14 protein-coding genes are annotated in these 15,625 nt (G+C 43.4%); 4 read left to right on the top strand and 10 right to left on the bottom strand.

Translation table 11 applies throughout. The features are described 5' to 3' along the window. Window positions 1-218 precede the first annotated feature (218 nt). The 7 genes from MKY98_RS08120 to MKY98_RS08090 all read right to left on the bottom strand — a co-directional run bounded on the left by MKY98_RS08120 (window position 219) and on the right by MKY98_RS08090 (window position 6,763). Window positions 219-1,520 (bottom strand): radical SAM/SPASM domain-containing protein, encoded by a 1,302-nt coding sequence (locus tag MKY98_RS08120; protein ID WP_069012802.1) that lies wholly within the window; start codon window positions 1,518-1,520, stop codon window positions 219-221. A 17-nt stretch (window positions 1,521-1,537) separates the two neighbouring features. Further along, the gene (locus MKY98_RS08115) at window positions 1,538-2,230 is read right to left on the bottom strand and encodes an ABC transporter ATP-binding protein (protein ID WP_029516538.1); all 693 of its coding nucleotides are present in this window, start codon (window positions 2,228-2,230) and stop codon (window positions 1,538-1,540) included. A 225-nt stretch (window positions 2,231-2,455) separates the two neighbouring features. After that, window positions 2,456-3,190, bottom strand: a complete 735-nt coding sequence (locus tag MKY98_RS08110; RefSeq protein WP_013309463.1) for an ABC transporter permease — start codon at window positions 3,188-3,190, stop codon at window positions 2,456-2,458. Window positions 3,191-3,204: 14 nt separating this feature from the next. Next, window positions 3,205-3,912, bottom strand: a complete 708-nt coding sequence (locus tag MKY98_RS08105) for an ABC transporter permease (RefSeq protein WP_023987832.1) — start codon at window positions 3,910-3,912, stop codon at window positions 3,205-3,207. Continuing rightward, the gene (locus MKY98_RS08100; protein WP_069012803.1) at window positions 3,909-4,832 is read right to left on the bottom strand and encodes an ABC transporter ATP-binding protein; all 924 of its coding nucleotides are present in this window, start codon (window positions 4,830-4,832) and stop codon (window positions 3,909-3,911) included. Before MKY98_RS08100 ends, MKY98_RS08105 begins: the two co-directional genes overlap by 4 nt. A 144-nt stretch (window positions 4,833-4,976) precedes the next feature. After that, a complete protein-coding gene (locus tag MKY98_RS08095) occupies window positions 4,977-6,047 on the bottom strand; it encodes a sensor histidine kinase (RefSeq protein WP_069012804.1) in 1,071 nt (356 codons plus the stop codon). 2 nt (window positions 6,048-6,049) lie between these two features. Continuing rightward, on the bottom strand, window positions 6,050-6,763 hold the full coding sequence (locus MKY98_RS08090) for a response regulator transcription factor (protein WP_069012805.1): 714 nt from the start codon (window positions 6,761-6,763) through the stop codon (window positions 6,050-6,052). A gap of 164 nt (window positions 6,764-6,927) precedes the next feature. Here MKY98_RS08090 and yhbH point away from each other — a divergent pair, with 164 nt between their 5' ends. Together yhbH and MKY98_RS08080 are read left to right on the top strand one after the other, a co-directional pair. Continuing rightward, window positions 6,928-8,094 carry a sporulation protein YhbH gene (yhbH, locus tag MKY98_RS08085; RefSeq protein ID WP_069012806.1) on the top strand — a complete coding sequence of 389 codons (1,167 nt, stop codon included), beginning with the start codon at window positions 6,928-6,930 and terminating at the stop codon, window positions 8,092-8,094. Beyond that, window positions 8,091-9,533 carry a SpoVR family protein gene (locus MKY98_RS08080; protein ID WP_069012807.1) on the top strand — a complete coding sequence of 481 codons (1,443 nt, stop codon included), beginning with the start codon at window positions 8,091-8,093 and terminating at the stop codon, window positions 9,531-9,533. Before yhbH ends, MKY98_RS08080 begins: the two co-directional genes overlap by 4 nt. A gap of 191 nt (window positions 9,534-9,724) precedes the next feature. Here MKY98_RS08080 and MKY98_RS08075 read toward each other — a convergent pair whose 3' ends face one another. The 3 genes from MKY98_RS08075 to MKY98_RS08065 all read right to left on the bottom strand — a co-directional run bounded on the left by MKY98_RS08075 (window position 9,725) and on the right by MKY98_RS08065 (window position 13,295). Continuing rightward, window positions 9,725-10,906: a dipeptidyl aminopeptidase gene (locus MKY98_RS08075; protein WP_069012808.1), complete on the bottom strand. Its 1,182-nt coding sequence runs from the start codon at window positions 10,904-10,906 to the stop codon at window positions 9,725-9,727. 122 nt (window positions 10,907-11,028) lie between these two features. Continuing rightward, window positions 11,029-12,612 carry a sensor histidine kinase gene (locus tag MKY98_RS08070; protein ID WP_069012809.1) on the bottom strand — a complete coding sequence of 528 codons (1,584 nt, stop codon included), beginning with the start codon at window positions 12,610-12,612 and terminating at the stop codon, window positions 11,029-11,031. After that, entirely contained in the window at window positions 12,609-13,295 is a 687-nt protein-coding gene (locus tag MKY98_RS08065) for a response regulator transcription factor (protein ID WP_029516529.1), read from the bottom strand. Before MKY98_RS08065 ends, MKY98_RS08070 begins: the two co-directional genes overlap by 4 nt. A gap of 252 nt (window positions 13,296-13,547) precedes the next feature. Between MKY98_RS08065 and MKY98_RS08060 the strand changes: the two genes are divergently transcribed. Together MKY98_RS08060 and MKY98_RS08055 are read left to right on the top strand one after the other, a co-directional pair. Further along, complete coding sequence (locus MKY98_RS08060) at window positions 13,548-14,249, top strand: response regulator transcription factor (protein ID WP_069012810.1); 702 nt, start codon at window positions 13,548-13,550, stop codon at window positions 14,247-14,249. After that, window positions 14,246-15,607, top strand: coding sequence for a sensor histidine kinase (locus MKY98_RS08055; protein ID WP_069012811.1), 1,362 nt, complete (start codon window positions 14,246-14,248; stop codon window positions 15,605-15,607). The genes MKY98_RS08060 and MKY98_RS08055 overlap by 4 nt, the downstream gene beginning before the upstream one ends. Window positions 15,608-15,625 lie beyond the last annotated feature (18 nt).

The raw sequence follows: 15,625 nt of genomic DNA, 5'->3' as shown, positions 1-15,625 counted from the left end.
ATTAGGCCCCTTTTCAATGAAATAGCCGCCTGTTTAGTAAAAAACAGGCGGTAATTCCAGAATATTTTGTTTAAACATACAAGACACAAGAATTTTTGTTATCTACAAGACAAAATGCAGGAGTTACATTGTTCATTACTTTTTGAGGTTTTACAATCCACCGCATTCAACTCACCTCCTTTCAAATATATTAATAGTTATAGTTAAATTCCCTAGATTTATTGATGACGAAAGTTAAACGCAAGCATTTCCTCTAAATTATATTTAAATTCTCTACAAACAGGCTGCTTTTCTTCACTTTCAAATGCTTGCTGAGCGCATCCTCCACCACATAAAGGTAAAACATTACAACCCCTACATTTTTCGAATTTGTAAGGAGAATAATCTATCCATTTGTTAGAATTAAGTTGTTCAATACTAAAGTTTTCGCTAATATGTCCAATTAAATAGTTCTTATTTCCAACCGTATTCCAGCACTTCTGAATGCCTCCATCTGGCTGAATGACCATAGAGTTAGCTGCGATTGCAGCGCAAGCAACCGGTTCATACTGAGGATAGTAAGATATATTCAATCCTTTTTCTAATGCGCATTCGTATAATTTTATAATTACCTTTGAAAAATCTTTATTCGCATAACAACTGCTGTTGCTAACACATCCCCCTGCGCTATATTCAGTAGTTGCTGAAAAATAAATACTTACCTTGTCTTTGAAAAGTTGCCTTCCCATATATTCAATATACTCATTCATAAAATGAATATTATCCAAATCCACATTTGTTCTAATCGTAATATGGATAAATTCACATGATTTATTAATATTTTCTATAATTTTATCAAAAGTGCCCTCTTTATTAGCTAATATTCTTCTTTGATCGTGGCTTTTTTTTGAACCATCTATTGTAATTTGGATCCTTTTAACACCTAATTCTTTCAATTTCTTAGCCCGGTCAGATGTAAGTAAATATCCATTGCTTACCATAAAATGATCAATGGATATTTTATTTTTATTAGCGATAAAGTTTATACGCTCCATAAGACTGGTTATATTTTTAAATTCAAGTAATGGTTCACCTCCTGTCCAATTCACAATAATACGTTTAAAATGTAATTCTTCAACCGACTTTTCTATATAAGTCAGAATTTCATTCTGTATTTTTTGCGAAAAAGCTCTCTTTCCTGATTTAGAAGTCAAATTTTCAAAACAATAAGAACATCTAAAATTACAGCTAAATGTAGGCAAAATAGTTAAATTCAAGGTCTCATTCTGATGTCTAACTATTTTGAACTGTTCCTCCATCTGGTCTAGTTCTTTTATAGGCCCTACATATAGGAACTGACCTTGAAGTAATTGTTCTTTCTCTGCACAATGTTCAAGATAGTCCATATCTTTTTGAATTAAGGCATTATACAAACCCTTATGTATTTCACCGAATCCATTCGATAAGCTGTTATAAATTAAATAACTTTCCTCATCAGAATCATTTAATAGCAAATATTCGTTGTAAGATGAAACTCGCAAAATTAATCCTCCTCATCTTAGATCATAGACTTGAATATTTCCTCTATAGACTGTTCATATTCGTCTCTTATATCTTTTACATTTCCTTGTAGCAGTACCTTTCCGTCATTCACAAATGCTACATCAGTAAACAATTTTTCAACATCATTAATTAAATGAGTACTTATAATAACCGCACTAGTAGGATCAAAGTTATCAAGTATAATTTGTATAATCTTATCCCGTGTAGAAGGATCCACAGCCGCCAAAGGTTCATCCAAAATATACAGCGTTGCTTTCCTTGCAAAAGCCAAGGAAATACTTAATCTTTCCTGCATTCCTTTAGATAAAGATTTAATTTTGTCGTTTATATCCAAACCCAATGATTTCACCATTTTGTATGCTAAACCTCGGTTAAAATCGACAAAAGAATGTTCAAAAAAAGCAATAGCTTGCTCGATGGTCATCCACTGGTAAAGAAATTCTCTGTCAGGCAAATAAGAAACGATCTTCTTCGTTTCAACACTAGGTTTCAAACCTTTAATACGAATCTCACCTCTATAATCCCTCAGCAGAGATACGATGAGTTTCATTAATGTCGTTTTCCCTGCTCCATTGGGACCAAGAAGTCCTAAGATAGTTCCAGGCTTTATTGAAAGAGTTAATGAGTCAAGAGCTTTTTTACTACCATACTTCTTTGTAACATTATTACAATTCAATATATAATCCAATATACCAACCCCTTATAAGTATCCTATAATATTATTTAAAACTTTTTTATTTTCACATTTTTTCCAAAAGAAGTGCTCTTTCTTCTATATATTACTATCTGATTTGAAAGTAAACAACGCAATTTTTCCGCAAGATTTTGTCGTTATTTTTGTAATCATTGTTTATTTCAATTAACTTGTCGACTGAAAGGATCGCTTATGGATTACATCCTCATGCTATCCTAACTACAACCAGTCCCTATTCACAAACATCTTTCTTCCACCATACAGATAGGCTAAAAACGTAAAAATGACAATCAGTCCGAGACTATAAGGCTCAACTCTGGGTGCATAAGTCGCTGTTTGCGGCATCATAATATAATAAGGAATCGTAAAAGGAAACCACGCACCTATGGAAGAGTGAAAGCCTGTTATGACAATATTAGGAACCACACAACAAATGGACATTCCCAGAGAAGCTCCAAAATTCCGAATTTTTATCGAGAGCATAAGCTGTAGTGCTGCCAGGGGAAAAATCCCGAGCCAACCTCCCAAACCGGTAGAAAGAACGACAGACCAAGGGATTTCTCCTGGAGCACCTGCTATATTTCCACTTACAAAATAGCCTACTATAAATATAAGCTGATCCAGACCCAGTATGAGAATGAGCAATATATATTTTGCATAATAAATTTGCTGACGAGGATACGGGCTGCTCAATAAAATCTTCCATCCTCCATCCCGGTGCTCGTACGCACACAAAAGAGAAGCAATAATTCCACAATAGAGCGGATAAAAAAACATAGAGTGAAATTGCGCTGAATAAGTATATAAAGTTAACCAACTGGGTGAAAAAAACTGCTTCAAATCATTCAGTTCCAGGACTCCCATTAAAGAATTTATGATCGCATCCAATATAATGAGAATCCAAACCATGATCCATTGAAGCTTTATTGTCTCCACGCGTAAAATAGAGCCCATGTATCTTTTCCTCTCTATTTGAATTCATGCTTGGTAAACTGTAGTGTACCAAGTCCCGTAAAGATGACTCCTGCACTTAAAGCAACGATCACCCAAATCATGTGTTCCTTCATCAGAGGACTTGATAATGCAGGGTACGACCAAGGCAATATTTTAATCCACAGAATACTTGTGCGTGCCAAAAACAAGCTTGCAATTGAACCGAATATACCAAACGCTAATGGGAATGCCTGATTAGTGAAAAGCGTAGACAGCCAAAGTTGAATTGCAAGTACTGGTAGGGTAGCCAAGCTTGCATTAATCGGCTGTAACAACATGATCCGCCAAGGAATGGGTTCGTTTGTATATAACACCCAGATGAGGCTCATACCTGCTACAGTGATCAAGGCGGTACCCAACTGCAGAATCACAATCCATACGATTTTGGATAAATAGATATAACTTCTGGGAACAGGCATGGCCATAAGCTGCTTCCATGTTTGAGTATCATGCTCTGTACCGGCCATAATGCTCGCCAAAAGTGTACCGCCAAGCAGCATCACAAACGAAAGGAACATAAACATAACGGCAAAACCAGCGTAGACACCTCCCGGTCCTTGCCGAAAGTAAAGATACCATTCCACAGCAGTCATGCCTGTAAGTACACACCCCTGTATAAGAGGAATCCACCAGCATATTTTCTTCAGCTTAAGCCCCTCTGCCTTTATAACCCGGAGTATCATAAGCTTCGCTCCTTACCTGTCAGTTCCAGGAATATCTCCTCCAATGTTTTTTTCTTCTCTGTGACCCGATAAATGGGATGATTGTGTTCCACAAGCACCTTGATCATCTCCGAAGATTGTTGCCGATCTACAATAGGAGTCACGACCTCATTTTGTTCAATCGATTCAGCCCCGGCCGTCCACCCATGCTGAATCAGTGCACCGGCAGCCAGAACAGGATCTGGGGTTTCAATGAATAATTGAGGCTTGCTTTTGGCGGTGAGTTCCTTCATCGTTCCCTGGAAGATCATTTCACCCTGATTAATAATTCCTACATAGGTTGCAATCTGCTCAATTTCGCTTAATAAATGGCTCGAAACCAGTACCGTCATTCCGTAGGCGCCAGGAAGGCTCATAATTAACTCCCGAATTTCCTGAATACCAGACGGGTCCAAACCATTCGTCGGTTCATCAAGTATTAACAATTTGGGGTTGGCAATAAGCGCCATAGCAATCCCCAGTCTTTGTCGCATCCCCAAGGAATATCCCTTTACCGGACGATACGCATCCTTGGTTAATCTCACTAAATCCAGCACTTCATGAATTCTTCGGGTCGGCAGTCCACGCATGGTTGTAACGATTTCTAAATTTCGATATGCGGATAAATGGGCATAATAGGCAGGTGATTCAACCAAGGAACCAATATCCTTCAATATTTCCATACGCTGATCCTTCAGCTTTTTCCCAAAAATCTCAATTTCCCCGGATGTGGATTTAATCAGCCCAAGTAGCATACGAATCGTGGTTGTTTTACCCGCTCCATTAGGTCCTAAAAATCCATAAATCTGCTGTCCGGGTACCTGGAGATTTATTCGTTTTACAAATTCCCGTTTTCCAAAACGCCTAGTTAGCTGCTGTGTATGTATTACATATGCAGACATTTCCTGATCTCCTCTCGACTTCTAATGCTGAAGCTTAAGTTACATACAGTTTACTGAAGTAAAGTAAACATCAGGTAAACAGTCCCTAAACAACAGGCAAAAAAACCGAGCAAACTGCAAAATGTGAGATTAGATGTTAAAAAATTAGATATTTAGCGGCAGTGAAATCTCCATCCTTGTACCCGCTTTACTGCCTGGTAGGATACGAAGCGTTCCGTTATGCGCCTCAATAAAGCTTTTGGCAATAGGTATTCCATGCCCTTGGGAATGAGATACCTGCATGTACTCATTGGAATTCATTCCTATTCCGTCGTCTTCGATAGAAATATGAAGCTTATCGTTCGCTTTGCTTACTTCCATGGAAACGTGTGTACCTGGAGGATTATGAATGATAGCATTAATCAAAAAATTCTGCAGCGCTCTGCCTAATAGCTTGCTATCGAAGGACATAATACAAGTCGCCTCCATGGACGTAAAAGAAAATTCGTATTGCTCAGCCGAAGGATGGTTAGCGATATCTATGACTGCACTACGGAGAAACTCCACAATGTCCTCCTTCTCCAATTGGACGGGCAATGGACTTTCATTAAGCTGCATAGAAGCATTCAAATCCTGAATCAACTGCTTCATTTCAGTCACTTTCTCACTGATACTCATACTAAAGCTTCTTCTTTCTTCATCAGACCAGTCATACTCTTGAGCAGTTAGCATGGCCGCATATCCTTCAATATAAGATAATGGTGTTTTGAGATCATGGCTGACACCTGCTACCCACTGCTGTTTTCGTTTCTCTATTTCCATTCTTTCTTCCTCATTGCTGCGCAATTGAGCCGATAAGATGTTCATTTGTTCAAAAACTTCTTTATACAATTGATACGGAGGTTTATAACTATTTTTCTGATTTTTTTTACGCTCCGGTAGTTCCAATTCAGTTAGTGGCGCTTGAAATTCCCCTGTGGCAATATTTCCAATCCATTTGATTACATACACCAAAGGCTTGCCTATATACCATCCGTAGGCAGCTATGAACACAGCACTCTGCACGATACCAAGTCCTGTCCAGAATAGATTAATATTTATATTTTGAGATGCTCCAAATATACTTTTTATAAAAATATATAAGATCGTGCAAATAACAAAACATAGGACATAGGCCAGTACAAAACATAACGTTACTTTCATAAAACGGAAGGACATCTTAACCAGAGAGTTCATCCTCATTCCTCCATCTTGACTGACATCATTTTATAACCAAGCCCCCTTACATTGATTAAAAATTGCGGGTGCTTGGGATCAGGTTCTATTTTTTTCCGCAAACGGGAGATATGAATCACTACAGTCTTCTCATCACCCAAGAAGGCCTCGCTCCATATCGCCTCGTAAAGCTGCCGTACACTGAAAATACGGTTAGGATGCTTGCACATAAATGCCAGCAGTAGCCATTCACGCGCCGGACACTCGACCTGCTTGTCCTCCACATACAACACACCGGATTCCAGTTCCAGTCGAAAATATCCAAAATCTAAAGTGCGTAAGGTCGGTTTCATGACCACTGTCGAAACTTTCCGATATTTCATTCGAGCCTTCATACGGGCAACGACTTCCAGCGGGTTAAACGGTTTGGTAATATAGTCGTCTCCTCCGATACCGAACCCCATTAATTTGTCCAGATCTGTATCTCTTGCCGTCAAAAAAAGGATAGGGGCATCCGTATATAGTCGCATTTGACGACATATCTCAAACCCATCGTTATCAGGCAGCATGACATCAAGTACAATCACATCTATATGAGATTCCATCACGACTTGCAGCGCTTGCCGCCCCGTTGCAGCATGCCTGACTTGAAGGAACCCTTCTTTTTTTAACACCGTTGTCAGCATATCCCGCAACCCCTGCTCATCGTCTACTATAAGTACTGCAATTTCTTCCATAACCCAAGGTTCTCCATTCTTTTTTTACATTTTTTACTTTCATTATAAAAGCAAACGGGCAGAATTTAAATCGAGTTCCATCACATATCGTTCATCCCCGTGAATATACTTAATAACCAACAAGGCCAAACTGTGCCGTGTATCCACTTGGGGGGTGCCTAATAATGCCGGAACCACGCCAGCCATATTCATTCGTCGTATCCCGCGAAGATTGGTCGCTGCATCGCAAAGGGTACCAGGACCAGCAACGTCATCAGCAGAAGGTCAAAGATGTCATTAAGCAAAATCTACCCGATCTGATAACGGAAGAAAATATTATTATGTCGGACGGTCAACAGATTATTAAAGTGCCGATTCGCAGCCTGGATGAATATCGCTTCATTTATAACTATCAAAAGCAAAAGCATGTAGGCCAAGGGGATGGAGATAGTCAGGTGGGAGATGTCATCGGGCGTGATTCTGCCTCCCAGAAGCCTGGTAAAGGTGAGAAAGCCGGCGACCAGCCGGGACACGATATTATGGAAACGGAAGTCAGCATAGAAGAGCTGGAAGATATGCTGTTCAAGGAAATGGAATTGCCGAATTTACAGCAAAAAGACAAGGATCAAATTGAGGTTGAATCTATCGTGTTCAATGATATACGTAAAAAAGGCATGCAAGCGAACATTGACAAGAAACGAACCATTCTCGAAAATCTACGTCGCAACGCCCGTGAAGGGAAGCCCGGCATTCATCATATTAGTCCGGACGATCTTCGTTACAAGACATGGGAAGAGAAGACCATTCCCCAATCCAACGCGGTCATTATAGCCATGATGGACACCTCAGGCTCAATGGGCGCTTTTGAAAAATATTGTGCTCGCAGCTTCTTTTTCTGGATGACCCGCTTTTTGCGCCGTCAGTATGAAAAGGTGGAAATTGTCTTTCTCGCGCATCATACCGAGGCTAAAGAGGTTACGGAAGAAGAATTTTTTACCCGCGGAGAAAGTGGCGGCACGATCTGCTCTTCCGCTTATTTGAAAGCACTAGAGATTATCGACAAACGATATCCTCCTTCCAGCTACAATATTTATCCCTTCCATTTCTCGGATGGCGATAACCTGACCTCAGACAATGAGCGGTGCGTGAAGCTAATCGAGGAACTTATAAAGCGGAGCAATATGTTCGGCTATGGCGAAGTGAATCAATATAATCGCAGCAGCACGCTGATGTCAGCCTACAAGAATATTAAAAAGGATCAGTTTATGTACTATGTCATCAAGGAAAAAGGTGAGGTATACCAAGCCTTACGCACCTTTTTTCGCAAACGGGAAGGGGGAACGGTGGGATGAGCACCGACCAGAAGGAGCTAGAATATGCGATATCAGAAATTATGGAGATTGCCGATGGATTCGGGCTCGACTACTACCCGATGCGATATGAGATTTGTCCGGCGGATATTGTATATACGTTCGGAGCCTATGGTATGCCCACGCGCTTCAGCCACTGGAGTTTTGGAAAAACGTTTCACAAGATGAAAATGCAGTACGATTTTGGATTGAGCAAAATTTATGAGCTGGTCATTAACTCCAATCCCTGCTATGCCTTCCTGCTGGAAGGAAATTCTTTGGTGCAAAATAAACTAATTGTCGCTCATGTACTGGCACACTGTGATTTTTTCAAACACAACGCCCGCTTTTCAGCTTCTAATCGCAATATGGTGGAGAGTATGTCGGCCACAGCAGATCGAATCAACAGCTATGAAATGGAATATGGTTCAAAGACTGTTGAATCCTTCATTGACTCTGTACTGGCGATACAGGAGCATGTAGACCCACAGCTTATCAAACCAAGGCATCTGGATAAACAGCGCTATATGGAACTCAAAATCAAGGAGCAAAAAGAACCCAAAAAACACCAGCGTCCCATCGGACCTTACGATGATCTGTGGTCACTGGACACAGTAAAGCAGCATGATTCGGCCGAGACCGAGGGTATTAAGGTACGCCAGTTCCCACCGGAACCTGAAAAAGATATCGTCTGGTTTATTCAGGAATTCTCCGAGGTACTGGAGGACTGGCAGCGAGATATTATGACGATGCTGCGGGACGAAATGCTATATTTCTGGCCCCAAATGGAAACCAAAATCATGAATGAAGGCTGGGCCTCCTATTGGCATCAGCGGATTGTAAGGGAACTGGATTTGACCGGGGAGGAAACCGTTGAATTTGCGATGCTGAATGCTTCCGTCGTACAGCCTTCCAAGCAAAGCCTGAACCCGTACTATTTGGGACTGAAAATATTTGAGGATATTGAAAAACGTTGGGATAACCCAACCCGTGAGGAGCAAGAGCGACAAGGGCGCAAACCGGGCGAGGGTCGAGCTAAAATGTTCGAGGTGCGAGAGTTTGACTCAGACACCTCTTTTATACGCAATTACATGACCAAGAAGCTGACAGAGGATTTGGATCTGTACGTGTTTGAGAAACGAGGACCTGATTGGAAAATTACCGATAAATCCTGGGAAAACATACGGGATCAGCTCGTGTTTTCACGTGTGAATGGAGGCTCCCCTTATATCGTCGTCGAGGATGGAGATTACCTGCATACGGGCGAGTTGAAGCTCAAGCACCAGTACGAAGGCATTGAGCTAGATTTAAAATATATGGAGCGCACGCTTCCGTATGTATATCAGCTGTGGGGGCGCACCGTTCATTTGGAAACGATGATTGAGGGTAAGCTCGCCTTATTCTCATATGACGGTAAGAAGCATCATCGTAAGTTTGTATAGTCATGCATCCATTTCATAATACCTCTAGCTGCTTCAATTAAAACTAGATATAGATCAAAATGTTTTAATTTGTCTATTTCTAGTTACAACCATCAAACTTTAATGAGTTATGAAATTGATTCTCATATAAAATCAATAGCCAGCCTACATTTAAAAAGGCGCATTCCGAACAAACGGATATGCGTCTTTTACTACTTTTCCTTAAATTCGACGATATAGCTTTGATTGAGCTGTTTTCCACCTTCCGAAATGTTCTGGTACATGGATAAAAACCGGGCGGATGGGCTCCATACCGTTGGGCTGTCATAAGATTGGATATCGGTCGTAACCGGAGTGGTTTTACCCGTGGACTGGTCAAATACATACAGCCCTCTCATGCCTTGCTGATCCTCATCATAAATGGAAAAAGCAAGCTTGGACCCGTCGCTGGACCAGCTTCCACGACTCATTAAAGTGCCTTGACCGACGATTCCTTTCTCTTTGCCCTGTTCATCCAAAATGATCATACGGGCTGGTTCGGATGTATTCCATTTCCGCTTTTCAATGGCGATAGACTCACCGTCAGGCGACACGGCAAAGGACATGGCACCCTCAGCAATGGTCACAGCCTGAGGATGATTGAGGGTGAACCGATTCAGCACCGGATACCCTTGTTTATCACTGCCTGTATAAAATATGGCGTTGCCCACTTTTTCGACATGAGAAATCAACTCAGAGCGATTCGGATCTTGAAAACTCAATTCTTCAGCTTTGCCGTCGAGACCAATCAGTCGGATTTTACCATCCGGTGTGCCTGTAATGAGATGATTCTCATCGCTCCAACTCACTTCATTAGTTATATCCAGCTTGCCAATCGATGTAACCTTACCACTGCTTAGTTCCAAAATGTAGCCCTGAATATCATATTTGCTGTTGGGGCTACCTTCAGTAAAGAAGACATGGCGCTGATCCGGTGATACCACAGCAAGTAACTGTGGAGCCTTACGACCTGGTGTTAAAATCCGCTCCTTGTCTGTCTCTACATTATGAATCCACAGCTGGGTTTTACGCTCCACAATCAGCTCTTCGTCGCTCAGCCAAGACCTCGCGTAGACATCCCCCAGCCTGTCGATAGACGATACTACCAGCTCGTCCGTTACTTGCTGCTGGGCTGCATCCGTGTCAATCACAGTAAGCTGTTGGCCCGGTTTCATACCGAATGCTGGATTTGTCTCTCCTGTGCTCTTCATGCCGCAACCGCTGAGCAATCCCCCGGCGATTAAGCCGATCATAAGCAGCCCCGTGGCTTTCTGTCTGAAAATTCTTGTACGGGAATCTTCGCGATGAGAGGAGCCGTTCTTTTGCCCATAGCTGTCTATGTTTTTCTTTATCATGTACAACGGCCTCCTTGTTAACGATACCCCCAGTTTAATGCCCGAACATCTCATGAATACATCGAATTGTTTCCAAGTTGTAAACAAGACACCATTCTAGCCCTGTGCTAACAATCGGCCGTTTACAGGGAGATATCGTGAACCAAGAGGGGAAGTCTAAGCGAAAATTCATTCCCACTTACATTCGTATGGCTTTTGTCATTTTCCAAGCTACTATAATCTGAAGCTGTAAGCTGCAACTCTCCCCCCATGCGCTCCGCCAGTCTGCGCGCCAGAGGAAGACCGAGTCCCGTACCGCTGTCCTGACGAGATCGATCACGACTTAAAGTAGCAAACGGCTCAAAAATCATGTCCCATTTCTCCCTAGGAATCCACGGACCGGAATTGCGTACATACACAATCACAGTGTCCTGTTCTACCCGATTCGATAACGTAATCCATCCACCGTCTTGATTATACTTTACTGCATTATCCAGCAAATTCAATACAATATGCATCAGATGCTTAGGGTCTCCCCACACCTGGGCTGGAACGGTATCTATCGAAAAATCCAGTCTACGCGCTGCCGCTTTTCCTCGAATATGGCTCCCCGCATCTTCCAGTAACGAATGCAGTTCCACAACCTCCGTATGCAATTCAAAATCATATTTATCCAGCACAGATAGCCGCAGCGAGTCCTCGACAAGCTCGTATAACCGTTTTGTTTCCTTACTGATGCTTTCTCTCGCTTCACGCACCAGTTCAGGATCATCCCCATACATATCCAGTAAATCAGCATAAGCTTGAATAGAGGTTAACGGGGTCTTTAGTTCATGACTGATATTTCCAATAAAAGATTTTTGCTGCTGCTCTAGCTCTCTCAAACGCTGAACCGTTTCTTCCAGCCGAAGCTTTTCGTTTTCCAGCGCGGTAATGCTCTCCCGGATCACATGGCTCATCTGGAGCATTCCTTCATCCAGTCTTCCCAGCTCATCCTGCCGCCGCAGCAGTCTGGCTTCCGGATAATGCCCTGCCGATATCTGTTCAGAAGCGCGAGTTAGTCTTCCGATGTCCCTCGTCTGGCGGCTGACATAGCCTAAACCTAAGATAAAGCTCAATACCAGCACCGCACCCCCCGTCCATAGAAACAAGTGGGCAATGGCCCGGTAGAACTGCTGCTGCGCTTCTATTGAGCTGTGAAGCTGTACCACTCCCAGTAAGCCGTCCGGACCTTGAAGCGGAGCCAAATAAGTGATTGCGCTTCCTTCCGTAATGTATGCAATTTTGCCTTGGATTGCATAGGAGAGCGCCTGGCTGACATCTGTTCTAAAAGCCAGCGGTAGAGAATTGCCAACCTCATGCCCTTGACCATCATATAAAATAACGCGCATATTACTGGATACGCCCAGTTCCACTGCGAGCCCAGGTGCCTGCTTCTTCATAAAGTCTTCCGGTGATTGGCGCACTCCCAACAGGTAAGACTGTTTTACACGCATTTCTACAATTTCGGCCTGACGCTTTAAGCTGCGTTCCATTTGGTCTGTCTGGTTAGCGCGAATACCAGTAAGCACGAGCCAGCTCAGCACACCGACAGTAAACAGCAGCAAAGCCGCCAGTACCAGCGGAAATTTCCAACGCAGGCTCAAGCCTGTAGGTTTGCGTTTGCGCTTCTGCTGGTCGGTGGACCGCAAGCTTCCTTGCTGATGGAGTGAATGATGTTCGTTCACGTCATTTTCTCTGCCTTATAGCCGATACCATACACGGTCTGCAATATCGCCTGATGCGGCTCAAGCTTCTTGCGCAAACGCTGGATATGAATATCCACCGTCCGCGTTCCGCCCACATAATCGAAGCTCCATACCTGCTCCAGCAGCTCGTCCCGTGTATACACCCTTCCGGCATGAGACACCAACAGCGCCAGCACATCAAACTCCTTGGGGGTCAGATCCAGCGCTATGGCTCCAAGTTCAGCTGTTCGGCTGGACGGACGTACCCGTAATGGGCCGAGTACCATTTCTGTTCCTTCCGGGGCAGGTGCTCCTTCTCGCTCCAGTCTCCGTACCAATGCTTTAATACGAGCGAGCAGCTCCCTCAGATCAAACGGTTTGCTCATAAAATCGTCCGCACCCAGCTCCAGTCCGAGTACCTTATCAACGATATCGTTTTTGGCCGTCAGCAGTAAAATACCGATGCCCTTCCGACTTTCCAAACGGCGGCACACCTCATATCCACCCAGTTTGGGCATCATCACATCCAATATGAGCACATCCGGATGGAACAAACGTATTTTTTCCAAGGCGTCCTCCCCGTCAACGGCGGTTTCCACCAAAAAACCCTCTCGCTTTAACGCATAAGCCAGCGCATTTCGAATGCTCGCCTCATCGTCCGCTATCAGTATTTTTTTATCCATGTCCTGCCCTCCCTGCTTTCGCTTCATTTTATTTTACGCTCCTGGCGACAAAGGGCAAGCCCGCGGCCTGAACTTATGTTACTGCAACTTTCCATAGCGCTATCGTTACACTTTGTCCCTTTTTAATGTCAAGGAAATATGACGCAGTATAAACATCTCTTCCCTCACTGCCTTGCGCTTTGAAGTGTCTTACCTGTCCGTATATGCTAAAATACTCCCGTATCGGCTATTCGCCTACAGGAGGGCATGATCATGAAACATTCTATTTTGATCGTAGAAGACGAAGAGAAGATTGCCCGGCTTCTAGAGATCGAGCTTCAATTTGAAGGCTATCAAGTATGTAAAGAAAAAAACGGAATTGATGGGTTGGAAACGTATTGCAAAGGCAATTGGGATCTAGTATTGCTGGATATTATGATTCCCGGTCTCAATGGCATCGAGCTACTTCGGAGGATTCGTAAGCATGATGCGAACGTTCCTGTCATTTTGCTGACGGCTAAAAGTTCCATTGCAGATAAGGTCGAGGGGCTCGATTTGGGAGCCAATGATTATGTTACCAAACCGTTTGTGATCGAAGAGCTGCTTGCACGTGTACGGGCCGCACTCAGAGTGGGTGCAACGAAAGACATGGCTCCACAAGTGGTAGATCAATGGCTTAGTGCCGGAGATTTACGTCTCCATGAAGGTACTCGTGAAGTTCTTCGAGGAGAGCACAACATTGAGCTTACACCGCGAGAGTTTGACTTGCTCGTTCATTTACTCAGACATCAGCGGCAGGTACTTAGCCGTGAACAATTACTGGAGAATGTATGGGGCATAGATTATATGGGCGATACCAATGTGGTCGATGTGTATATTCGCTACGTGCGCAATAAAATCGACCCTACGCGCCAGCTCCCTGAGCTGATCCATACTGTACGCGGAATTGGTTATGTTCTGAAGGAATCCTTATGAAGCTACAAAACAAAATCCATACGTATACCTCGTTATTATTCGGGATTTTACTTGTGGCCATTCATTTCTCAGTCTATTTCCTATTCAGCCAACTTTCGATAGACAGTCGAAAAGACCAGGTAGAGGCCGCAGCAGAGAACATGATTCGTGGGATTCAACGTGCTCCGGTATCCGTAGCCGCTGAGGATCTTCTCCGAGCCTATGTACCGCTGGATGGCATGCTTCGGCTAATGAAACCAGAAGGCGACTTTCTTCCCCCTATCACCTCTTCTTCCGAGCAATCTCTTAGCTTGATGAAGGGCGTTTTTGATGAAACACGGCAGGTTCGCATCATTACCTATGAAAGCAACCGTTACATTCTTGTATCGGCCCCCATGATTTGGACCAATGGCGAGGTTGTCAATCTCCAGGTGACCGAAAGTCTGCAACCGACGATGCAGACGCTACAGGTACTCAGAATCGTACTTGTTGCTGTCACTGGCATTGCGCTCATTCCTGTCGTGGTATCGGGAAGACTGCTCGGCAGACTGATTACACGTCCCATTACATCTATGATTAGCACGATGAAAGAAATTCAGCGCAGCGGGAAATTTAAACGTCTTCCGCTCCATTCATCATCACGCGACGAACTGGTCGAAATGGGTGAAACATTTAATGACATGATTGAACTGCTGGAGCGAAATTTCGTCAGGCAAGAACAATTTGTATCTAATGCGTCCCATGAATTGAAGACACCGCTCACCATTATTGAAAGTTATGCCAGCCTGCTCAAACGGCGGGGGTTGCAGCATCCCAAGATTTTTGCCGAATCCGTTGAAGCGATCCATTCCGAGGCGATCCGAATGAAGGACATGGCAGAGCAGCTTCTTTTGTTGGCCAGAAACGAAGAACAGTGGAATGTCGTGCTGGAGCCTGTACGTCTGACCAGCATCGCGACAGAATTAAAAGCTACATTTGAAAATGCGTTCGCCCGACAAATTCAACTGGATGTTCAGGCAGAATGCATTGGCTATACCGATGAAAATAAGTTGAAACAGCTCCTATTTATCTTTTTGGATAATGCACGCAAATACAGTAACGAGCCGATATACCTGATGATTGATACCGTGGACGGTACATCTCAACCCTGCATAAAAATCACAGATCAAGGAATTGGAATCCCAGAAGAAAAGTTATCTAAAGTATTCGACCGCTTCTATCGTGTGGATGAAGCCAGAAGCCGCGAGGAAGGTGGGACTGGACTAGGCTTATCATTGGCTACAGGAATTGCACAAGCTATACATGCTCAAATTGGGCTAGAAAGTGTAGAGGGAAGCGGAACAACTGCAACGATCATCCTCCCTGCCGTTCCAAAATAATAAGCCAAAGGAGGAAAT

This window comes from Paenibacillus sp. FSL M8-0228, assembly GCF_038007385.1.
GTDB lineage: Bacteria > Bacillota > Bacilli > Paenibacillales > Paenibacillaceae > Paenibacillus > Paenibacillus polymyxa_D.
This window is presented reverse-complemented; position numbering and strand designations above follow the sequence as displayed.